The following is a 21,028-nucleotide window of genomic DNA, read 5'->3' as shown; positions in this document are numbered from 1 at the left end:
GGAGTCCCTGCGCCGGCTGGATCCCGCCGGTGGCGGTGGGCACCGTGCGCGCTTCGACGCTGCCGCCGCTCGCGCGGCCGGACGACGAGGCCGCGGGCGGTGCGGTGCGCGCCGCGGGGATGCCACCCTGCGTGGGCACGCCCACCTGGATGCTGCCGCCGCTCTCCGTCGGCACCGTCAGCCGGATGGAGCCCACGGTCGCGGGCGGCGTGCTCCGCCGCGTCGTGCGCGTCGGCGCCGGCGTCGCGCGTCCTGCGGACGTATTCGCGCCCGACGATGCGGGGGTGGAGGACGCGGCCGGCGTGGTGCGGCGGACGGGCATCTGGATCGACCCGTCGGGCAGGCGCTGCCCCGGCGCGGCTGCCCGTGCACGTGCGTTCGCCGCGGGCACGGGCGTCCGCGTCGCGGATGCGGACGCCGGCCGCGTAGCCGCGGGAGCAGCCGTCGTCGCGCGGGCGGAGTTGCTCGGACGCGGGGAGGTTGCGCGCGCGGTCGTCGCTCGCGCGGGAGCGTGGGTGCGGGCGCGGCGGCGCGGGGCGGGAGCGGCGTCGGGGAAGGGCGCCGGGCCGCGGACGGCGGGGGGCGCGGAGGCCGCCGCGGAGCCTTCGAAGCGGCGGGTGCCGGTGCGCAGGACGGCGCTCACCACGCGTCCGTCCTCCAGCATCACCACGTCGTCCGATCCGCAGCGGACAGCGCATCCGTTGGCGTAGAACAGGTACGTCCAGCCGTCGGCTTCGCGCGTGCGTGCGGGCGCGCCGAACGCGGTGCGTACCTGCTCGCCAGTCATCCCCGCGCGGATGGTGGCGGACTGCGCGGCGGCGGGCGCGGCGGAGGCCAGGGCCAGCACGGCTGCGGCGATCGCGTATCTCATGCGGACCTCACGGGTTGCGGCTTCAGCGGGTGGCCAGGTGGCCCATCAGCGAGCGGAAGAGACCCAGCCCGTCGGTGGCGCCCAGCAGCGCATCTACCGAACGTTCGGGGTGAGGCATCATGCCGAGCACGTTCCCTGCCACGTTCCGTATCCCCGCGATGTTCCGCGCCGATCCGTTCGGGTTCGCATCCCCCGTCACCTCGCCCGCCGCGTCGCAGTAGCGGAAGACCACGCGGCCGGTGCGCTCCAGCTCGTCCAGCGTCTCGTCGTCCGCCAGGTAGCAGCCCTCGCCGTGGGCGATCGGCACCGTGAGGACCTGGCCCACCGCGTACTCGGACGTGAACGGCGCTTCCGACTGCTCGACCCGGAGGTGCACGGGGCGGGAGATGAACTTCAGCGAGCGATTGCGGACGAGGGCGCCGGGGAGAAGCCCGGACTCGCACAGGATCTGGAACCCGTTGCAGATGCCGGCCACCGGCCCGCCCGCCTCGGCGAAGGCGCGCACCTCCCGCATGATGGGGCTCTGCGCGGCGATGGCGCCGGCGCGCAGGTAGTCGCCGTAGCTGAAGCCGCCGGGCAGGAAGACCGCATCCACTCCCTCCAGGTCATGCTGCTTGTGCCAGAGGTAGACCGCCTCCACACCCAGCCCCTCCTGCACGGCCTTGTAGCAGTCGTAGTCGCAGTTGGAGCCGGGGAAGGTGACCACGCCCAGCTTCATCGCCCGCTCTCCGCCGCCGCCACGCGCACGTCGTAATCTTCCGTCACGGGGTTGGCCAGCAGCTGCCGGCACATCGCGGTGGCCTGCTCGCGCGCCTCGCTCTCGGACGGCGCTTCGAGGCCGAAGGTGATGAGGCGGCCCACGCGCGCGTCGTGCACCTCGCCGAAGCCCAGCGACGCCAGCGCGCCGCCCACGGCCTTGCCCTGCGGGTCCAGGATGCCCCTGCGCGGGGTCACGCGGACCTCGATCCGGAAGTCGCTCACGGTTGCACCTCGTCTTCGTGGGGCCGCCCGTCCGGGCGGATGCGGCGCGTGGGGTGGATGTCCTCGTACGCCACCTCGCGCGCCTCGTCGTCGTCGTCCTCGTCCACCAGCGGGTCGCGGTCCGGCAGCCGCTCCTGGAAGCCCTCCACCACCGTGCGCAGAAGGCCCCACGCGATGTACGCGATGGCGAGCGGGAAGAAGAACAGCTCGGGGACCATGAAGGCCGCGACCAGCATCAGCACCGCGACGAGCATGGCGATGCGCCCGCCCCAGGTGCGCAGCCCGAACTTGGGCACGACGGGGTAGAGCACGTTGCTCACCATCAGCCCGGCGAGCGCGATCATGAGCCACGAGGCGAACTGCGGCGCGTTCACGCGGCTGAAGTAGCGCGCGAACACGTCGGTCTGCGTGAACGCGTAGTAGGTCGCCAGCGTCACCCCCGCCGTGGGCGAGGGCAGGCCGTGGAACGCCGTCTTCGCCGTGCCCGCCTGCTCGATGTTGAACCGCGCGAGCCGGCAGATGGCGCCCACGATGTAGATGAACGAGAGGATCCAGCTCCAGGGTCCCTCGTGCACGAAGAAGAGGAAGTACATGATGAGCGCGGGCGCCACGCCGAAGCTGATGGCGTCCACCAGCGAGTCCAGCTCCTCGCCGAACGCGGTGCCGGTGGCGGTGAAGCGCGCCACGCGCCCGTCCAGCATGTCGGCCACGGCGGCGAGGACGATGAGCCACCCCGCGAACTCGAAGTTCCCGCGCGAGGCCGAGACGATGGCCCAGATGCCCAGGAAAAGGTTGCCGATGGTGAAGGCGCTGGGCAGGATGACCACGCCGCGCCGCAGCCTGCGCCGGGGGCTGGTGGCGTTCATTCGTTCTCCGGTGCGTGCAGGGGAAAGTCGTCCAGCGAGGTGCCGGTGAGCCGGCGGAAGGCGTCCTGGTAGCGGCGCGAGGTCTCGTCCACCACTTCGTCCGGCAGATGCGGGCCGGGCGCCTGCTTGTCCCACAGCCCGCGCCCGGCCAGGTCTTCCAGCCAGTCGCGCAAGGGCTGCTTGTCGAGCGAGGGCTGCCCGCGGCCCGGGGCGTACGCGTTCGCCGGCCAGAAGCGCGACGAGTCCGGCGTGAGCACCTCGTCCATCACCCGGATCGTGCCGCCGGCGTCCGTGCCGAACTCGAACTTAGTGTCGGCGATAATGATGCCGGCTTCGGCGGCCAGGTCGCGCCCGCGCTCGTACAGCGCGAAGCTCGCCTCGCGCAGCCGGTCCGCCGCCTCGCCGCCGATCATCTCCCGCATCTGCCGGAACGTGATGTTCTCGTCGTGCCCTTCCGCCGCCTTACGCGCGGGGGAGAAGACGGGCGGGTCCAGACGGGCGGATTCGACCAAGCCGTGCGGCAGCGGCTCGCCCGCCAGGGTGCCGCTCCCGCGGTACTCTTTCCAGGCGGAGCCGGCCACGTAGCCGCGCACCACGCATTCCACCGGGAACGGCCGCAGCTTGCGCACGAGCATCGATCGGCGCGCCCACGAGTCGCGATGTGGCGCCAGGTCCGGGTAGAGGCTGGAGATGCGGTCGGGATCGACGGACAGCAGGTGGTTGGGCACCACGCCGGCCGTGCGGGCGAACCACCAGGCGGAGAGCAGCGTGAGCACCTCGCCCTTGCGGTGCACGGCGTCGGGGAGGACAACGTCGAACGCGCTGACACGGTCGGTGGCGACCATGAGCAGCGCGTCTCCCAAGTCGTACACGTCGCGCACCTTGCCGCGCACCAGCAGCGGAAGGGGCAGGTCGGTACTCGCTATCGTCTCAGCCAGAGCCGTCGCTCCGTTTCAGGTCGAAGGGGGCTTGAGGCCGAAAAAGTAGCGCGCATCGTCCCCTCGGGCAAGCAACCGCGCCGCCGGTGACGGGGCTTCGATCCGCCGCCTGCCATCTCCCGCCCCGCGTCCGCATCGCTCCGTACCAGGGGACGTTCGAATCACCGCGCTCTCCGCGCCGTCGGCATTTCCGGGAGCACGGGGGCTCGTATTCCCAGCTTCCGAGTGGCGCCGGCGGCCACCGCGCCATTCACCGAGAGCTTCCCCGCGCCTGGTGCGAGCACGCTCGCCGGTGCCGAGGCCGCGGAAGGCGTGCTCGCCGGATCGCCCGCGATGGCGTAGCTCGGCAGGCTGGGCCAACGCAGCGTGCGGATGAATCGCAGGCCCGCCGGGCTATCTCGAATGCCTGGAGACCTGCGATTCGCGATTCGGTAGATGGTTGGCGGTCGGGAGGATGCCCCTCCCTCGGCCTCTCATCCCCAAGCTGGAGAGGGAATAACTGGTTGTGACGGAAGCGTTTAGACGCGGAGCGGCGGTGGTGGTTCAGGGGATGATGGCGAGGCGGCGCTGTCCTCGGTGCCATGGAAGGCGCGGCTGTCGTTCGGGGCTTGGGGGCGGTCGAACATGCCGTAGTCGCGGAGGACGTGGACGACGCGGAGGCGGTAGTCGGCGAACACTTCGGCGCGGCCGCGGGTCTGGGCGGCGCGGTGCTCTTCCAGGCGGCGCCAGTGCTGCACGGCTTGCTCGTCGCGCCAGAAGGAGAGCGAGAGGATCTTCCCCGGCTGGGTCAGGCTCTCGAACCGCTCGATGGAGATGAATCCGTCGATGCCGTCCAGCAGCGGCCGCAGCGACGCGGCAATATCCAGGTACTCCTGCCGACGCCCGTCGGCCGGTACGACCTCGAAGATCACGGCGATCATCGTTGTGCCTCCGCGTCCGGCGCTTCGTCTCGCCACGCGAGGATAGGCACGCGCGCGTTCGGTGAAGGACGGTAGAGTGGATGCGGATCGAGCCGCGCGGGATCGACGCCGTTCGCCAGCAGGCGCGCCACCGCAGCGGTCGCGATCGTCTGCGCGAGTGAGCTTCCTGGACATGCGTGGAGACCCGCACCGAACGCGAAGCTGGTAGATGCGGTCGCGTCGCTTCCCATCGCGGATGCTGGGGCGGAGGCCGGATCGTTGTTCGCTGCGACGAGCAGGACGAGGATCACATCATCCGCCTGCAACTGCTGGCCTGCGATGAGCGTCGGCTCTGCGACGAACCGCCGCGTGTTCTGGAACGTCGGCTCGCGCCGGAGCACGTCTGCGACGATGCCCGCGAGCAGCTCCGGCGCGTCCGCCACGCCCGCACACATCTCCGGCGCGCGGGCGAGCGCGAGGAGCGTGTTCGCTATCAGCCCCGCCGTCCCGTCGTAACCCTGCGCGAGGAAGCCGATCGCGTTCGCGATGACCACGTCCGGAGAGACGATGCCGACCTGCCGCATCCCCGCGGCGAGCCGACCGAGCAGCGTATCCTCGCTCGCTTCCGTCAGCGCCGCCCGGAAACGCTCGTCCAAGCGCGCAGCTGCGTGGATCCCACGCTCGATCTGGTCCGCAGTCCCGCCAGGGAAGATGCAACGGACGACCTGCCCGACATCATCCGCTACGTCCGCAAGCGCCATGTCCGCGATGCCGAGCAGGCTGCCGACGATGTAAGGCGAGAGTGTGTAGGCGAATTTCATCAGTTCGGCCGCGTCCGATGCTGGGCCGATGCCGCGGGCCAGCCGCTCGGCCCACCTCGCGCTCACCTCTACCGCGCGGTGTGGATCGAGCGCGTCGAGAGTGGAAGTGATGGCGTGCTTCAGCGGGCAATGGGCCTCACCGTCGGTCATCCGGACGAGGTGCCGGAAGATCTCGCCTGCGGGTGTGCCGGCGAGCGCGAGGGGAACTGGTTCCGACTCGGGACGAACGCGGCAGGCGGGGTGACCGAGCACCTCCGCCACGGCGGCCGCGCTGGATGCGACCCAGGCGCCGAGCGCACGGTCGTGGTAGAATGGCCGCTCTTCGGCGAGGTGCGCGTAGTAGTCGGACGGATCAAGGTGCGTCGCGGCGTCAATCGGATCGGCGGGGGTGCTCAGGGGCGCGGCTTGCTGGATCATCGTCTCGCTCGGTTGAGGTGGCGAGATGAAGATGATGGTTGCGCCGCGCCCATGCTTCGGCTACCATCGAAGTATGGACGACATGCCGAACCTCGCTTCCGTTGCTGGCGCGATTGCGGATCCCACGCGCGCGCGGATGCTCATGATGCTCATGGATGGACGCGCGCTCACCGCGACGGAGCTGGCGATGAGCGGCGGCGTCACGCCATCTACTGCCAGCAGCCACCTCTCGCGCCTCACGGCCGAAGGCATCGTCGCGATGGAGAAGCAGGGCCGCCACCGCTACTTCCGCATCGGCGCCCCCGAAGTGGCGGCCATCCTGGAGCAGCTGATGAGCATCGCCCCGCGCGGACGTGGAGGCGCGGTGCGGACGGGCCTCCGCGACGAGAGCCTGCGCCGCGCGCGCGTCTGCTACGACCATCTCGCGGGAGAAGCCGCGGTGCGCCTGCTCGACCGCCTCCGCGAGCTGGGGCTGATCGGCGGGGACGACGGCTCGGTCGCGCTGTCGGCGGAAGGAACGGCGTGGTGCGGGGCGATGGGTGTCGACCTTGGCGCGCTACGGGCGCGGCGGCGGCCGCTCTGCCGGCCGTGCCTGGACTGGAGCGAGCGCCGAACGCACCTCGCAGGCGGAGTCGGAGCGGCGCTGCTCGAGCGGCTGTTCGCGCTGGGCTACGCGCGGCGGGTGGCCGGGAGCCGCACTGTCGTCTTCTCCCCGCGCGGCGAGTCGTTCATCGAGCATCCGCACCTGATGTGATCTGCCGTCCGCTCACCCGCCGAGAGGGTGAGCGGCCGGAATCGAACAGAGAAACGGCGGTCCCGGCGAGATGCCATCTCTCGCCGGGACCGCCGTTCTTGCATCGAAACGACTCGATGCGTTCACATCTACCGTGTTACGCCGTAAGTGCTTCGATCTCCTGCTTCACCTTCTTCGTCATCGCGTTCTTGTCAACGCGGTGCAGGAAGGAGCTCTCGAAGCCCATGAGCGCGATGTTCACCAGCTCGTCCCAGGTGAAGCCCAGGTGCTGGTGCGCGCGCCAGTATTCCTCGGTGACCGTGGTGGCGCTCATCAGCCGGTTGTCGGTGTTCAGGCTGAGCACCAGGCCCTCGTCGTAGTACTGGCGCACCGGGTGGTCCGCGAACGTGGCGACCGCGCGCGTCTGCACGTTGCTGGTGAGGCAGATCTCGATGGGGATGCGGAAGTCGTTCACGTATCGCATCAGGTCCGGGTCCTCGAACAGCCGCGTGCCGTGGCCGATGCGGTCGGCCTGGCAGTAGTGCAGCGCCTGGTGGATGGATTCGGGCCCGTACGCCTCGCCCGCGTGGATCGTGGCCGCCATGTTCTTGTTGATGACGGTGTAGAAGGCGTCCTTGTGCTTCTTCGCGGGATAGTTGTACTCCGCCCCGGCCAGGTCGAAGGCCACCACGCCGCGGTCCTTGTACGCCACCGTCAGGTCCGCCAGGTCGCGCGAGGTGCCCGGGTCCATGTTGCGGATGCCGCAGATGATGAGGCTGGTGCGGATGCCCAGCTCGTCCTCGGCGCGCTTCAGGCCCCGCAGGGGCGCGTCGACCGCCTCGGTGAGCGGCATGGCGCCGGCGGTGTGCAGGATGGGCGAGTAGCGGATCTCCGCGTATCTCACGTTCTCCTCTGCCAGGTCCGCCGCCAGCTCGTACGCGATCCGCTCCAGCGCCTCGGCCGTCTGCATCACGGAGAGCGTGATCTCGAAGCGTGCCAGGTACTCCACGAGATTGCGGGCGTCCTGCACGTGCATGTAGTCGCGCAGCGCCTCAGCATCCTCCGCCGGCATCGGCTTTCCGTATTCCGCCGCCAGCTCCAGCATGGTCTCGGGCCGCAGCGACCCGTCCAGGTGAACGTGCAGCTCGGCCTTGGGCAGCCGGTGCAGCAGCTCGCGCGTGACCTCTCTCGCCATCGTGTATCCTTCCGTGCGGTGTGTGCGTTCACCGCCGCGCGTCTCCCGGCTGCCGCCTAAGAAAAGCGCCGCTGCGTGGGCAGCGGCACCGTGCGTCCGGACCTTGGCCGCGTGGGCGGTCCGGCGGGCGGGGCGCGGAAGGGCGGGGCGGGCGAGGGCTTGCGGAGCCTCGCGATCCCCGCGCACAACCTAACGCTCACCATTCGTGGCGCGCCACCTCGTCCGGCGGCAGCACCACGCCCGCCCGCTTGGCGCGCACCAGCGTGCGGTCGCGGAACAGGTGGATGAGCGCTACGCCCGCCACGAAGCCGCCCACGTGCGCCCACACGGCCACGCCCCCGCTCTCGCCGGGGTTGCCCGTCGCGCTCAGCCCGCCCAGAAGCTGCACCACGAACCACCATCCCAGCAGCACCCACGCGGGCAGGTTCCAGATGAAGATGGGCGGCACCCACGTGCGCACCTTGGCGCGCGGATACAGCACGATGTACGCGCCCATGATGCCGCTGATGGCGCCGCTCGCCCCGACCGTCGGCAGGTCGCTCGCGGGCGAGAGCGCCACGTGCGCCAGCCCCGCCGCCAGCCCGCATACGAGGTAGAAGACCACGAACCGCAGGTGGCCCATGCTATCCTCGATGTTGTTCCCGAAGACCCACAGGAACAGCATGTTGCCGATGATGTGCTCCCATCCGCCGTGCATGAACATCGACGTGAGCAGCGACGCCCACCCGGTGCTCCACGCATGCGCGGAGCAGACGCCCGTAAGCTCGCAAGGGTACGTGCCGAAGTGCGCCACCGACGCGCGCAGCATGGGCTCGGACCCGGCGCCCTGCACCAGGAACCACACCACCACGTTCAGGCCGATGACCAGCATCGTTACGAACGGGGTGATCTCCGTCGGGTTCTCGTCCTTCAGCGGGATCACGTGGCTTCTCCCTCTCTATCTCAGCCCTCGGTTTTCGCAACGTCCATCGGATGACGCGGCCCGGCGTAGCCTGCAAGCCCGGTGTTGCCGGGAATCGATCCCCCGGCAAGCCGCCGCCGTGCGCACGATCCCGGAGATTGACAGGAGCGGCGGAAACCCATCCGCCCTCGTCCTTTCACGCACGACACCGCTTCCGAGCCGCGACCTTCTCCCGGCAGCAGCCCGCGCAGGCGGGGTCCGCGCGGTCGTAGCCCGCGGCTTTAGCCGCCAGGGCGATGCCGACGCCTAAAATGTTCTTCACGTGCGTGTTCGCCGCCTGGCTGTTCTTCACCCTGCTCGTTCTGCCCCTCCTGGATCTTCGCCTACTTGTTCTGCGCCTCGGCGTTCTGCTCCGCCAGCGCGCGCTCGGCCAAGGCGGCGGGGACGATCTCCCAGTTCTTCCGGAACACGTCCCCCGACGAAAGCGTGCCGCGGCGCTGGATGTCGGCGATCATCAGGTCGCGGATGCTTTCGCCGCGGTCGTACACCACCAGCGCGCCGATCAGCATCGAGTAGCCGCCGCTGCCGCTCGCGCGGTAGTTGTTCACGGCCATCGTGAAGCTGTCCGCTGGCGCGACCGGCCGCCCGTTCCGCTCCAGGCGCGTGATCCGCTGCCCGACAGGCTTGGTGAGATCGATCGTATAGTCGACGCCGCTCACCACGTCGAAGTTGTAGCCGGGCACCGTCGTGCTCGTCACGCGCGGGCACGAGCCGCCGGGGCAGGGCAGGTAGTATTCCGCGCTCTTCTCCAGGAACGCCCGCAGTTGCGCCCCGCTAATGCGGATGGACTTCAACGTGTTGTCGTAGATATAGATGCCCGCCACGTCCGCCACCGTGACCGGTCCGCGCGGGATGTGCGACGTGAGCGAGAACGCCGCCGCGGCGGATAGGTCGGCGCCCGTCACCCGCCGCTGCACGTCGTTGATGAGATCGAGGATCGGCGTGTCGCGCACCCGCGCGTCGGTAGACGTCCACTCCGCCGTGGAGGTGCCGATGCGGCGGCCCACGTACCCCTGCGTGCGCCGGTGCGCCTCCGCCAGCGCCGCGCGCAGCTCGGGCGAGTCGGCGCCGGGGCGCGGGCGCAGGATCTTGCCGTGCTTCTCCGTCACCCGCCACCGCCCGCCCCGCATCTCCACGCCCACGTCCGCCACCGCGATGGAGGTGCCCCAGTTCTTCGCCTGCGTCAGCAGCGTGGTGCCGATGGTGGTGTCCGCCAGCTCGCGGTGCGTGTGGCCCAGGAAGATCACGTCGATGCCGGGCACCTGGCGCGCCATGTCCGCCGCCGCATTCTCCACCGGCACGTGCGTGGCCGCCGTGTCGTAGCTGCTGCCCTCCAGACCGCTGTGCGCCGTCACCACGATCACGTCGGCGCCGCGCGACCGCATCTCCGCGATCACCGGCCGAACGCTCGCCACGATGTCGCGGAAGTCCAAGCGCCCGGCCACGCGGTCGCGGTCCCAGATCGCCACGCCCGGCGGCGTCACCGCCGTGATCCCGATGCGCACCGGCCGCCCGCCCACGTTCCGCTCGATCAGCGTGTACGGCTCGTATGCGTGCTCGTTCGTGCCCGCGCGGAACACATTCGCGGACATGAGCGGGAAGCGCATCTGGCCCGCCACCTCGTTCAGGTGGTCGATGCCGTAGTTGAATTCGTGGTTGCCGATGGCCGCCGCGTCGTACCGCATCAGGTTCATCGCCAGCGCAACGGGGTGCACCTCGCCGGGGGCGCTGCGAGAGTAGACGAAGTCCAGCGGCGTGCCCTGCAGCAGATCGCCGGAGTCGAAGAGCGCCGTGCGGCCCGGGTTCGCGTCGCGGATGCTGTCGATCTGCGGCGCCAGGCGCGACAGGCCGTTCTCCGTCTCCCGCCCCGTGTAGTAGTCGTACGGCAGCAGCCAGCCGTGCGTGTCCGTGGTCCCCACCAGCACCAGCGTTCCGCTCGCCTCCACGCGCGCGGCAGGCGCATCTGCCGAAGGCGTGGACGATGACGGGCTCGGGGGATGCGGATCGGTGCGCGGCCCCGCGGCGCATGCGCAGAGAGCGGCCACCGGCGCGGCGCGCAGGGCGGGGAAGAGCATTCGGCCGATATCGAGCTTGAGCATCTACCGTCGATCCGTTGTGTTGGAGAGCGTCCATCCGTTTTGCACTTGACGAGCGCCACCGCCGCTCATCTACCGTCGATCACCATCTTCCAACGTCGAGCCTGATCGAACGAAGCCGCGACGGAACGGGGAGCGTCGCCGTGACGCGTCGATCGGTTGATGCACGGCCGCGGCACGTACATTCGCCCGCCGCGGCCAAATCCCGGCGGCGGACGGTTGCGAGCCCCCGCGCATCCGCTAGGTTGGTGCCAGCGGCCAACGCGCGATGATGATGCAGCGCCGGCGCGGAATCTTCGTCCGGCGCGCAGTGTACCAGCACGCGCGGCGGACCACGGCTTGCACCGGCCGCGCACGACCCGAGCCGACACACGCACTCGCCCCGTCCCACACGCGATGCACTTCAGTCTCCGAACCCGCCCGACCCTTCGCCTCGCACCGTTGCTCGCCGCCTGCGCCCTCGCGCTCGCCGCCGCGCCGGTGCGGGCGCAGGTCGTGGTGGTCGACACCGTTCCGACGCGTCCCGTAGCGCGGCCCGCGGGGCGCGACAGCGTGACCACCGCATCCAGCCGCGCCGCCGCCGAGGCCGCCGCATCGCGCCGCGCAGCCGCGGGCGACACGCTGTACCGCGACTCGCTGGGCCGGCGCCGCATCAGCCCCAAGAGCGCGTTCCTGCACTCGCTGGTCCTGCCCGGCTGGGGCCAGTCCAAGCTGGGCTCGCCGGGCCGCGGCGCCGTCTACTTCGGGCTGGAGACCGGCAGCCTCTTCATGGTCTACAAGTCCCAGCAGCGGCTCCGGCAGGCGCAGCGGCTCCAGCGCGACCTTCAGGCATCCGGCGCGCAGGACAGCACGACCAACACCCCGCTGGTGCGCGGCCGCCTGGCGCAGCGCGAGGACTGGATCACCCTCTCGGCCTTCTGGTTCTTCTTCTCCGGCGCCGATGCGTTCGTGGCCGCCCACCTCGCCGACTTCGACGCGCACGTGGGCGCCATGCCCACCCGCGACGGCGTCGTCGTCCAGGGCAGCGTGCCCGTGGGGAAGAAGCCGTGAGCGCGCGCCCGGTCGGCGTCTTCGACTCGGGCGTGGGGGGCCTGAGCGTCGCGCGCGAGATCCGCAGCCACCTCCCCGCCGAGCACCTGCTCTACGTGGCCGACACCGCCTGGTGCCCGTACGGCGACCGCTCGCTGGAAGAGGTGCGCGCCCGCACCCTCGCCATCGGCCGGTGGATTCAGGACGCGGGCGCCAAGGTGCTCGTCGTTGCCTGCAACACCGCGTCGGGCGCCGCGCTGGAGCAGTTGCGCGAGGTGCTCACCATCCCCGTGATCGGCCTGGAGCCCGCGGTGAAGCCTGCCGTCGCGCAGACCAAGAACGGCCGGGTGGGCGTGATGGCCACCGCTGGCACCTTGCGCTCAGACCGCTTCGCGCGCCTGCTCGCCAACCACGCCGCCGGCGTCGAGGTGGTCGCGCAGGCGTGCCCCGGCCTGGTGGACATGGTGGAAGATGGCCTGCTGGAAGGAGATGCGCTCGGGGTCACCCTCGACACGCTAACCCGTCCGCTGCGCGATGCGGACGTGGACACCGTAGTCCTGGGCTGCACGCACTACCCGTTCGTCCGCGAGGCCATCGCGGCCTCACTCGGGCCGCACGTCACGCTGCTGGACAGCGGTCCCGCCATCGCCCGCCGCACCGAGCGCGTGCTGGACGAGGCCGGCCTGCTGGAGACCGGCGGCGACGGCTCTATCCGCGTCCTCACCACCGCCACCCCCGCCGAAGTCGCCCCCGTCGTCCAACGCCTCTGGGGCGCCCCCATCCCCGTCGCCCACCTCGACGTCTGACACCCACTACAACCTAACCACATGTAGGGGTGCGATTTATCGCATCCGCTGCGTCCGCCGCGAAAATTGTTCTGGACCGCCGCTCATCCCCCGAAGCATCGTTCGACGGATCACCCCTCCGCCTCACATCGAGGCGCCGCGCATCAACCCTGCTCACCATCCACCGGCCACGTGTGCAGCTCGGGCGCGGATGTGCCGGGGCGCAGGACGAGGTACGTGTAGTTGCGGATCCAGTCGCCGGCGTTCGCGTAGAACCGCCCCGGCGCCGCCTCCACCACGCTGGGAACGTGCGCGTGGCCGGCGACCACCAGGTCCAGCCCCGCATCTTCCGCCAGCCGTTCCCGCGCCCACGCCTCGATGAAGCTCGCGCGCCCACGTGCCGCCGCTTCCTCGCCGCCCGCCTTGTGCTTCGTGGTGGATGCCATCCCCGCGATGCGCCCGCCCAGGTCCGGGTGCAGAATGCGGAACGCGCCGATGGACACCGGGTGCCGGATGACCTTCCGCAGCGCGCGGTACTTGTAGTCGCCGCGACCCACGCCGTCGCCGTGCGCCACCAGCGTGCGGCGGCCGGCCAGCGTCATCTCCACCGGCCCGTCCAGCAGCCGCATCCCCACCTCGCCGCTCAGGAAGCTGCCCGCCCAAGCGTCGTGGTTGCCGCCGATGAACGTCACCGGCACGCCCGCCTCCACCACCTCGGCGATCTTCGCGACCACGCGGAAGTGCTTGCGGGGGATGACGGTGCGGTACTCGAACCAGAAGTCGAACAGGTCGCCGTTGATGAGCAGCTCGCTGCCCTCCCGCTGCACCCAGCCCAGGAACTCGCGGAACGCCCGCTCCGTGCGCTCCGGCACGGCGCCCAGGTGTATGTCCGATACGATGATGACGGGTTTCTCCATAGGCGCGAAAAGCTAGTCCGCGCCCCACCCGCCCACAATACCGCCTCCCACGTCGTCGGCCGATGGGACCCTCGCCGCCGCGCCGGCTCCCGCCGAAGCCTGACGCGCTCCCCGCCGCCTCGTGCCGTTAGTCCGCGCAGGCGGACTTTGCGCCGTCGTTGCCGCGGTTTCAACCGCCAGGCTCGCTCGCCGCGCGTTTGACACTCCCATCGCGCGCCGGTACTATCCCGCCCGGCGCTCGCCCCTCGCGAGCACGCCCAACGCCCACCCCGTCCAGCGCTTCCGAAACCCATGGCATCCCAGCCGGCGTGCACCGTCGAGTTCCGCGTCCGCTACTCGGAGACGGACCAGATGGGCATCGTGTACCACGCCAACTACCTGCCGTGGTGCGAGATCGGACGCACCGAGCTGATTCGCCAGCTGTGGAAGTCGTACGCCGACGTGGAGAAGGAGGGCATCATGCTCGCCGTCTCCGACGCGTCGCTGCGCTACCACCTGGCCGCGCGCTACGACGACCTGATCCGCGTGGAGGCGCGGCTGGAGCAGGTCCGCTCGCGCGCCGTCACCTTCGGCTACACGGTCTGGCGGGTGGATGAAGACGGCGGGACGAAGAAGCTGGCGACCGCGTCGACCTCGCTGATCGCCATCGACCGATCGGGCAGCACGCGCACCCTTCCGCCGAACCTGGTGGATGCCTTCCGCACCGCACTCGGGAACGGGTAGCCATGCATCCGCACCGCATCTTCGCCGTCTCCGCGACCACGCTCCTGCTCGCCGGCTGCGCCACGGTTCCGCGCCCGGCCGGCTCGTCCGCGCCCGCGGCGATTTCCGCGCGCCACCTGCTGTCCGACGCGGCTGACCTCGACGCCGCTGCGGCGCTGCTGCGCTTGGAGGACCGCCGTGAGTACGATGCGGCAGCGCTCGCCTCGTACGCCGCTGCGCCGAACGCGGAGATTCGCCAGCGCGCCGCGCTCGCCATCGGCCGCATCAAGGACCGCCGCGGCGTCCCGCAGCTCGTGCAGATGCTGGGCGATGCGGATACCGCCGTCGCAGCCTCCGCCGCGTTCTCGCTGGGGCAGATGGGCGACACCGCCGCCGTCCCCGCCCTCGCGGCGCTCCTCGACGCGGGGCAGATCGACAGCCGCCCCACCGTCGTCGGCGAGGCTGCTGCGGCGCTCGGAAAGCTGAAGACGGCCGCCTCTCGCGCTGCCGTGAAAGGCTTCCTCCGCACCGTCCGCGTCGCCGGACCGAATCGCGTCGCCGCCGTCGGCCCGGCGCTCCTCGCCGTCTGGAAGTTCCCGCGCCCGGCGGACGTCTCTCCCATCCTCGCGTGGCTCGCCAGCACGGACCCGGAGATTCGCTGGCGTGCCGCATACGCCCTGAGCCGCCGCCCGGACCCGCGCTCCGCCGAGGCACTGTACCGCGTTGCGGGAGATGATGATGCGCGGGTTCGCTCCTTCGCCGTCCGCGCGCTGACCGCGCCTCTCGCCGACTCGTCCTCCGTCGGCGCCCCGGCCGCGCTCGCCGTTCTCCTGCGCGGGACCGTGGATGCGGACCAGGCCGTGCGCGTGAACGCCACACGCGCCCTCGGCACGCACGCCGGCGCGGAGTCCATCGCCGCGCTGCGCCGCCTGCTCGGCGGCTCGGACGTGCACCAGGCGCTCGTCGCTGCGGAAGCGCTGGCTCGCCTCGGTACGAAAGCCGCCGCCGCCGCGCCCGACCTGCGCACGGCCACGGGAGATGCCTCGCGCCCGGTCGGCATCCGCACCGCCGCCCTCGCGGCGCTCGTCACCGCCAGCCCGTCCGATGCGGCCTCCGTCGCCACGTCGTGGTCGGCCGATCCGTCGTGGCGCCTCCGCGCCGCCGCGGGGCAGGCGTTCGCCGCGCTTGGGGCCGCGTACAACGCACAGGCGCTCGCCCTCGTCCGGGACCGCGACGGCCGCGTCGCATCTACCGTCCTCGGCGCCGTCGTAGAGGCCGCGGGGAAGAACCTTGCGCCGCTCCAGCCGCTGCTCGTGGAATCGCTCGGCAGCGGCGACGCGCAGGTGCGCACCACGGCCCTCGGCGCGCTGGGCACGCTCGCGGACCCGTCCACCCTTCCCGCCGTGCTCGACGCGTACGGCCGCGCCCAGGCCGACACGGTGGACGACGCCGCCCTCGCCGCCATCGACGCCCTCGGTGCCATGCGCAAGGCGACGACGGACGCATCTGCCCGCTCCTTCTTCGCCCGCTATCAGCGCCCCGACGACTACCTCGCGCGCCAGCACGCCGCCGCCGCGTTCGGCGACACGCTAGCCGCCGCGTGGGGTCCGCCGCTCCCCATCGAGCCGAATCGCCCCGCCGCCGAGTACCAGCGCATCGTCCGCGAAGACGTCGCCTCCGTGCTCGCCGGCCGCGCGCGCCGCCACGCCCGCATCGTCACCAACCGCGGCGAGATCGAGGTCGAGCTGCTGTCCGACGTCGCGCCGCTCACGGTGGAGAGCTTCCTCGCGCTTGCCGGCCGCGGCTTCTTCGATGGGCAGGAATGGCCGCGCGTGGTGCCCAACTTCGTCATCCAGGGCGGCGATCCGCGGGGGGACACTTCCGGCGGTCCGGGGTATGCCATCCGCGACGAGCTGAACCGCGAGCCGTACGCGCGCGGCACGCTGGGCATGGCGCTCTCCGGTCCCGACACGGGCGGTAGCCAGTGGTTCATCACCCACTCCGCGCAGCCGCACCTGGACGCGGGCTACACCGTGTTCGGGCGCGTGGTGCGGGGGATGGACGTGGTGGACCGCGTCGTCCAGGGCGACCGGATCATCCGAGTGGAAGAGGTTCGCTGAGCATGCACCGAAACGTCCGCACGACATCTCTATATGCGCTGGCGCTGTCCCTCGCCGCCGCTTGCGGAGGCCGGGCCGCGCCCGCGACCGGCCCCGCGCCCGAGACGACGCCCTCATCGCCTCCGTCCGCCTCCACACAAGCGACGAGCGGAAGCGGAAGCACCGCAGCGCCTCCGGAAGGCGGCACAGGCGGAAGCGCGGCTGTCGCCATGGTCCTCGCGCAACAGCTCCAGGCCGCGACGCAGCCTTCGTCGCCCAAGCGTGTTCTCTTCGCCTGGCAGCTGGACGAAGCCGGCGCCAAGTTCCGCGGCCGCGGCGTCGCTCGGGTCGCCGCACCGGACCGCATCCGCCTGGACCTGTTCGGCCCGCAGGGCGAGACGTATCTCGCCGCAGCGCTCGTGGGCGAGACGCCGCGCGTGCCCGCCAACGTGGCTGACCGTGTGCCGCTCCCGTCGCCCGCGCTGCTCTGGGGCGCCCTGGGCGTCGTCCGCCCGCCCGCGGGCGCGCGGCTGCTGGACGCGAAGCCGTCCGGCAGCGACACCGTCCTCCGCTACGCCGCGGCCGACGGCGCCACGCTGGAGTTCAAGTCGCGCGGCAGCGTCCTGCGCAGCGTCCGCCGCCTGGTGGGCGGCGGCCTCCGCGAATCCATCGAGCTCACCTACGGCAGCGGCGGCGCGCTCCAGCGCACGGAATACCGCGACTGGGCCGCGTACCGCACCCTGACCCTCACGACCGAGTCGTCCACCGATGTCGCATCCTTCCCAGACGAGACCTGGAACCCGGGCGGCGCGGGCGCTTAGCCTGCTGGCCGCGCTCCCGCTGCTGCTCGCGGGCTGCATCTACCACTTCACCGGCGGCGGCCTGCCATCCAACGTCCGCACCGTGTACGTGGACCTGTGGGACAACGACACGCCGTACGCCAGCGTGAGCGCCGACGTGCAGCGCACCCTGCAGACCGAGCTTCCGCGGCAGCTGGGCGTGCGGCTGGCCTCGCGCACCGCGGCCGACGCCATCATCCGCGGCCGCATCACGAGCTACGAAGAAGTCTCCGCCAACGTGCGCCCCACCGACAACGACGGGCGCATCGACGTGCTCCAGGCCGAGGTGCAGATCAGCTACCAGGCCGAGATCTACGACGTGAAGGGCGACCGCCCCCTGTGGAAGGCCGGGTCCATCTCGTCCGTCGGCACGTACAACCCCAACCGCGAGTCGGTAGACGTGGGCCGCGGCAAGGCCATCCGCGACATCGTGTCGAAGATCACGCAGGGCGCGCAGTCGCAGTGGTGAGCAACGCCACGCTCCGCATCGTCTCCCGCGGAAGCCAGCTCGCCCTCTGGCAGTCGCACGCCGTCGAAGCCGCCCTCCGCGCCGCCGATCCGTCCATCGACGTTTCGGTAGATGTGGTGAAGACCAAGGGCGACCGCATCCTCGACGTGCCGCTGGCGAAGATCGGCGACAAGGGCCTCTTCACCAAGGAGCTGGACGAAGCGCTCCTCGCCGGCCGCGCCGACTTGGCCGTCCACTCGCTCAAGGACGTGCCCACGCGGCTGCCGGACGGCCTCGTCATCGCCGCGGTCACCACCCGCGAGGATCCGCGGGACGTGCTCATCGCCCGCGACGGCATCGCCGCGTCCTCGCTCGCCGCGCTTGCCTCCGGCGCGCGCGTGGGCACCAGCTCGCTTCGCCGCCGCGCGCAGCTCATGGCCGCCCGCGCCGACCTGCGGGTGGACGACCTCCGCGGGAACCTCAATACGCGCCTCGCCAAGCTCGACGCGGGGAGCTACGACGCCATCATCCTCGCCGCCGCGGGTGTCCTCCGCCTCGGCTGGGCGGACCGCGTCTCCGCGTACCTGGAGCCGGACGCGTGGCTTCCCGCGGTGGGGCAGGGCGCCCTCGCCGTCGTCGCCCGCACGGACGACCCCGACGTCCTCGCCCGCCTCGCCGTCCTGCACGACGCCTGTGCCGCCGCCGCGACCACGGCGGAGCGCGCGCTGCTCGGCGCCCTCGAAGGCGGCTGCCAGATCCCCATCGGCGCGCTGGGTTCGGTAGATGGAGAGCGGCTGGCGCTCCACGCCCTCGTCGCCGACCTCGACGGCCTGCGCGTGATCCGCACCTCCGAGTCGGGTACGGTGGATGAGGCGCGCGCCATCGGCCTCCGCGCCGCCGAGTCGCTGAAGAGCCAGGGCGCCTCAGACATCCTGGAGCGCATCCGCGCCAACGCGCCGGACGACGACGAGACGGGGGATACGCAGTGAGCGCATCTCCCGTCTCCGTCCTGTTCGACAAGGTGCTCACGCGCGACGAGCTGGTCCGCCGCTTCGGCCGGCCGCGCACGGGCACCGTCGTCTTCACCAACGGCTGCTTCGACGTCCTGCATCGCGGCCACGTCGAGTACCTGGCCGCCGCGCGCAGCCTGGGCGACGTCCTCGTCGTCGGCCTCAATGACGACGCCTCCGTCCGCCGCCTCAAGGGTGCGCCGCGTCCCGTGAACCCGCAAGAGGACCGCGCGCTGGTCCTCGCCGCCCTCGCCTCGGTAGACGCGGTCACGGTCTTCGACGAGGACACGCCACGCGAGCTCATCGCCGCGCTGCTGCCCGACGTGCTCATCAAGGGCGGCGACTACACCGTGGATACCATCATCGGCGCGGAAGAGGTGATCGCCGCCGGCGGGCGCGTCGTCGTCGCGCCGCTCGTCCCGGGCCGCTCCACCACCGCCATCCTCCAGCGCCAGAGCCAGGAAAGCAACCGATGACCGACACCCCCTCGCGCTTCGCCGCCCGCGCGGACGACCAGGCGCGCCCCCTCACGCTGGAGCGCGGCGTCAACGAGTATGCCGAGGGCTCGTGCCTCATCACCGTCGGCAAGACGAAGGTGCTGTGCACCGCGTCGGTCCAGCAGGGCGTGCCGCCGTGGAAGAAGGGCAGCGGCGAAGGCTGGGTCACCGCCGAGTACGCCATGCTCCCACGCGCCACGCACGAGCGCAACCGCCGCGAGCGCAAGGAGGTGGGCGGGCGCACGCAGGAGATCCAGCGCCTCATCGGCCGCAGCCTGCGCGCCTGCGTGGACATGAAGGCCATGGGCGAGTGGCAGATCACCATCGACTGCGACGTGCTTCAGGCCGACGGCGGCACCCGCACCGCCTCCATCACCGGCGGCGCCGTCGCGCTTTACGACGCCTGCCGCTTCGTGCAGCAGAAGGCCGGCCTCGCCGGATCCCCCTTCCGCGAGTTCGTGGCCGCCGTCAGCGCCGGCATCGTGGGCGGCCGCACGCTGCTGGACCTCGACTACTCGGAAGATTCCAACGCGGACGTGGACCTCAACGTCGTCGCGCGCGAGACGGGCGGCATCATCGAGATCCAGGGCACGGGCGAGCGCACCGACTTCTCCCCCGCGCAGCTCGCGAACCTGGTGGAGATGATGAGCGGCAGCATCCGCCGCCTGGTCGCCGCCCAGCGCGCCGCCGTCCCGTGACGCGCCGCCGGCTCGTCCTCGCCAGCCGCAACCCCGACAAGCTGCGCGAGATACGCGAGATCCTCGCCGATTACCCGGAGTTCGACATCATAGGCCTCGACGATGCCGGCATCCCCGAGTCGCCGGAGGAAGACGCGCTGGAGGAGTTTGAGACGTTCGAGGAGAACGCCCTCGCCAAGGCGCGCTACTTCGCCGCGCGCACGCGCGAGCTGACGCTGGCGGACGACTCCGGCATCTGCGTCGATGCGCTGGACGGGCGGCCCGGCGTCCACTCTCGCCGTTTCGCGCAGGGTCCGGAGCTTCGCGGCCTCGCGCAGGACCGCGCCAACAACGAACTGCTGCTTCGCCTGCTCGCCGACAAAGGGGAAGGGGAGCGCGGCGGCCAGTACGTCTCCGCCGCCGCCGTCGTGCAGCCGGACGGGCGCGAGATGGTCTTCCGCGGCACCACGCCCGGCGGCGTCCTGCCAGAGGCGCGGGGCACCGGCGGCTTCGGCTACGATCCGCTCTTCTACCTTCCGCAGGAAGGACTTACGTTCGGCGAGCTGGATCCGGTGCGGAAGAACCTGATCAGCCATCGGGGCGAAGCCGTCCGCAAAGCCGCCGACGCGCTCCGGCGCGGGGTTGACGGACCGCAGGGCGCGGCTTAGTTTCTACCGCTCGATCGGGGCGTAGCGCAGCCCGGTTAGCGCGCCTGCTTTGGGAGCAGGAGGTCCCCGGTTCGAATCCGGGCGCCCCGATTCTGGAGTTGGGCGCCAGTAGCTCAGCTGGATAGAGCAACGGCCTTCTAAGCCGTAGGTCATAGGTTCGAGTCCTATCTGGCGCGCTGTAGGACGTCGTTGCAGGGCAGGTGCAGGCTGGCGGATCGGTTCTCCGCTTCATGGTGGATGTAGCTCAGTTGGTTAGAGCGCCGGATTGTGGTTCCGGAGGTCGCGGGTTCGAGCCCCGTCTTCCACCCTGAGCAGCCCCCGCGGCTCGTCATGAGCTGCGGGGGCTCGCTATTTGTGTGGGGCTATCGCATCGGCACGTCCGCGTCGGAAGACGAATCGTGACCGGCCGTTACGCGCCCTTGACGAGCAAGATGGGCCGGTGTATCATAGTGGCCCCTCGCGAAAGCCGGTGTGACGCGGCTGGGAAACGCGGAGCGATGGAAGAGGTGGGGAGGGGTTGACGGGTGGGGGTTGAGGGATTATTCTTTCGGGCTCCACTGGAGATGGAAGGCGGGGGTC

General features: G+C 71.1%; 23 protein-coding genes and 3 tRNA genes. 14 read left to right on the top strand and 12 right to left on the bottom strand.

Translation table 11 applies throughout. The annotated features are described in order from the left end of the window. The 7 genes from VFE05_09085 to VFE05_09055 all read right to left on the bottom strand — a co-directional run. A partial coding sequence (locus VFE05_09085) for a hypothetical protein (protein HET6230209.1) occupies positions 1-871 on the bottom strand: 871 nt, incomplete at its 3' end. A 22-nt stretch (positions 872-893) separates the two neighbouring features. Further along, complete coding sequence (gene purQ, locus VFE05_09080) at positions 894-1,589, bottom strand: phosphoribosylformylglycinamidine synthase subunit PurQ (GenBank protein ID HET6230208.1); 696 nt, start codon at positions 1,587-1,589, stop codon at positions 894-896. After that, positions 1,586-1,852 (bottom strand): phosphoribosylformylglycinamidine synthase subunit PurS, encoded by a 267-nt coding sequence (gene purS / locus VFE05_09075; protein HET6230207.1) that lies wholly within the window; start codon positions 1,850-1,852, stop codon positions 1,586-1,588. The genes purQ and purS overlap by 4 nt, the downstream gene beginning before the upstream one ends. Beyond that, positions 1,849-2,718, bottom strand: coding sequence for a CDP-diacylglycerol--serine O-phosphatidyltransferase (pssA, locus tag VFE05_09070; protein HET6230206.1), 870 nt, complete (start codon positions 2,716-2,718; stop codon positions 1,849-1,851). The genes purS and pssA overlap by 4 nt, the downstream gene beginning before the upstream one ends. Beyond that, a complete protein-coding gene (locus VFE05_09065) occupies positions 2,715-3,629 on the bottom strand; it encodes a phosphoribosylaminoimidazolesuccinocarboxamide synthase (protein HET6230205.1) in 915 nt (304 codons plus the stop codon). Before VFE05_09065 ends, pssA begins: the two co-directional genes overlap by 4 nt. Positions 3,630-4,174: 545 nt before the next feature. Continuing rightward, positions 4,175-4,576, bottom strand: coding sequence for an antibiotic biosynthesis monooxygenase (locus tag VFE05_09060; GenBank protein HET6230204.1), 402 nt, complete (start codon positions 4,574-4,576; stop codon positions 4,175-4,177). Then, positions 4,573-5,793 (bottom strand): hypothetical protein, encoded by a 1,221-nt coding sequence (locus VFE05_09055; protein HET6230203.1) that lies wholly within the window; start codon positions 5,791-5,793, stop codon positions 4,573-4,575. Before VFE05_09055 ends, VFE05_09060 begins: the two co-directional genes overlap by 4 nt. Before the next feature lie 25 nt (positions 5,794-5,818). On the opposite strand from VFE05_09055, the gene VFE05_09050 reads away from it, so the two are divergent. Continuing rightward, on the top strand, positions 5,819-6,547 hold the full coding sequence (locus VFE05_09050) for a helix-turn-helix transcriptional regulator (protein HET6230202.1): 729 nt from the start codon (positions 5,819-5,821) through the stop codon (positions 6,545-6,547). Between the two features lie 136 nt (positions 6,548-6,683). Here the strand turns inward: VFE05_09050 and add are convergent, their stop codons facing one another. The 4 genes from add to VFE05_09030 all read right to left on the bottom strand — a co-directional run bounded on the left by add (position 6,684) and on the right by VFE05_09030 (position 10,781). Beyond that, positions 6,684-7,721, bottom strand: coding sequence for an adenosine deaminase (gene add / locus VFE05_09045; protein HET6230201.1), 1,038 nt, complete (start codon positions 7,719-7,721; stop codon positions 6,684-6,686). A gap of 196 nt (positions 7,722-7,917) precedes the next feature. After that, positions 7,918-8,643, bottom strand: coding sequence for a rhomboid family intramembrane serine protease (locus tag VFE05_09040; GenBank protein HET6230200.1), 726 nt, complete (start codon positions 8,641-8,643; stop codon positions 7,918-7,920). Positions 8,644-8,818: 175 nt separating this feature from the next. After that, on the bottom strand, positions 8,819-8,974 hold the full coding sequence (locus VFE05_09035; GenBank protein ID HET6230199.1) for a hypothetical protein: 156 nt from the start codon (positions 8,972-8,974) through the stop codon (positions 8,819-8,821). A gap of 31 nt (positions 8,975-9,005) precedes the next feature. Then, positions 9,006-10,781, bottom strand: a complete 1,776-nt coding sequence (locus VFE05_09030; protein HET6230198.1) for a 5'-nucleotidase C-terminal domain-containing protein — start codon at positions 10,779-10,781, stop codon at positions 9,006-9,008. A 438-nt stretch (positions 10,782-11,219) separates the two neighbouring features. On the opposite strand from VFE05_09030, the gene VFE05_09025 reads away from it, so the two are divergent. Continuing rightward, complete coding sequence (locus VFE05_09025) at positions 11,220-11,828, top strand: DUF5683 domain-containing protein (protein HET6230197.1); 609 nt, start codon at positions 11,220-11,222, stop codon at positions 11,826-11,828. Next, the gene (murI, locus tag VFE05_09020) at positions 11,825-12,613 is read left to right on the top strand and encodes a glutamate racemase (GenBank protein ID HET6230196.1); all 789 of its coding nucleotides are present in this window, start codon (positions 11,825-11,827) and stop codon (positions 12,611-12,613) included. The genes VFE05_09025 and murI overlap by 4 nt, the downstream gene beginning before the upstream one ends. Before the next feature lie 143 nt (positions 12,614-12,756). On the opposite strand, the gene VFE05_09015 is transcribed toward murI, so the two are convergent. After that, positions 12,757-13,509 carry a UDP-2,3-diacylglucosamine diphosphatase gene (locus tag VFE05_09015; protein ID HET6230195.1) on the bottom strand — a complete coding sequence of 251 codons (753 nt, stop codon included), beginning with the start codon at positions 13,507-13,509 and terminating at the stop codon, positions 12,757-12,759. Positions 13,510-13,800: 291 nt separating this feature from the next. On the opposite strand from VFE05_09015, the gene VFE05_09010 reads away from it, so the two are divergent. The 11 genes from VFE05_09010 to VFE05_08960 all read left to right on the top strand — a co-directional run bounded on the left by VFE05_09010 (position 13,801) and on the right by VFE05_08960 (position 20,757). Continuing rightward, positions 13,801-14,232 (top strand): thioesterase family protein, encoded by a 432-nt coding sequence (locus tag VFE05_09010; GenBank protein ID HET6230194.1) that lies wholly within the window; start codon positions 13,801-13,803, stop codon positions 14,230-14,232. Positions 14,233-14,234: 2 nt separating this feature from the next. After that, positions 14,235-16,331: a peptidylprolyl isomerase gene (locus tag VFE05_09005; GenBank protein ID HET6230193.1), complete on the top strand. Its 2,097-nt coding sequence runs from the start codon at positions 14,235-14,237 to the stop codon at positions 16,329-16,331. Between the two features lie 209 nt (positions 16,332-16,540). Beyond that, complete coding sequence (locus VFE05_09000; GenBank protein ID HET6230192.1) at positions 16,541-17,131, top strand: hypothetical protein; 591 nt, start codon at positions 16,541-16,543, stop codon at positions 17,129-17,131. Beyond that, a complete protein-coding gene (gene lptE, locus VFE05_08995; protein HET6230191.1) occupies positions 17,079-17,618 on the top strand; it encodes an LPS assembly lipoprotein LptE in 540 nt (179 codons plus the stop codon). The genes VFE05_09000 and lptE overlap by 53 nt, the downstream gene beginning before the upstream one ends. Further along, positions 17,615-18,586: a hydroxymethylbilane synthase gene (gene hemC, locus VFE05_08990; protein ID HET6230190.1), complete on the top strand. Its 972-nt coding sequence runs from the start codon at positions 17,615-17,617 to the stop codon at positions 18,584-18,586. The genes lptE and hemC overlap by 4 nt, the downstream gene beginning before the upstream one ends. Next, on the top strand, positions 18,583-19,083 hold the full coding sequence (gene rfaE2, locus VFE05_08985) for a D-glycero-beta-D-manno-heptose 1-phosphate adenylyltransferase (GenBank protein HET6230189.1): 501 nt from the start codon (positions 18,583-18,585) through the stop codon (positions 19,081-19,083). Before hemC ends, rfaE2 begins: the two co-directional genes overlap by 4 nt. Further along, positions 19,080-19,802 carry a ribonuclease PH gene (gene rph / locus VFE05_08980; protein HET6230188.1) on the top strand — a complete coding sequence of 241 codons (723 nt, stop codon included), beginning with the start codon at positions 19,080-19,082 and terminating at the stop codon, positions 19,800-19,802. The genes rfaE2 and rph overlap by 4 nt, the downstream gene beginning before the upstream one ends. Then, complete coding sequence (locus VFE05_08975; GenBank protein ID HET6230187.1) at positions 19,799-20,449, top strand: non-canonical purine NTP pyrophosphatase; 651 nt, start codon at positions 19,799-19,801, stop codon at positions 20,447-20,449. Before rph ends, VFE05_08975 begins: the two co-directional genes overlap by 4 nt. 15 nt (positions 20,450-20,464) lie before the next feature. Then, positions 20,465-20,539, top strand: a tRNA-Pro gene (locus tag VFE05_08970). 12 nt (positions 20,540-20,551) lie between these two features. Further along, positions 20,552-20,625 (top strand) — tRNA-Arg (locus VFE05_08965). 56 nt (positions 20,626-20,681) lie between these two features. Then, positions 20,682-20,757: transfer RNA gene (locus VFE05_08960), tRNA-His, on the top strand. Positions 20,758-21,028: the final 271 nt, after the last annotated feature.

The organism is Longimicrobiaceae bacterium, assembly GCA_035696245.1.
Classification (GTDB): domain Bacteria; phylum Gemmatimonadota; class Gemmatimonadetes; order Longimicrobiales; family Longimicrobiaceae; genus DASRQW01.
The sequence above is the reverse complement of the archived record's forward strand: the minus strand, read 5'-3'. Positions and strand labels throughout refer to the sequence as shown.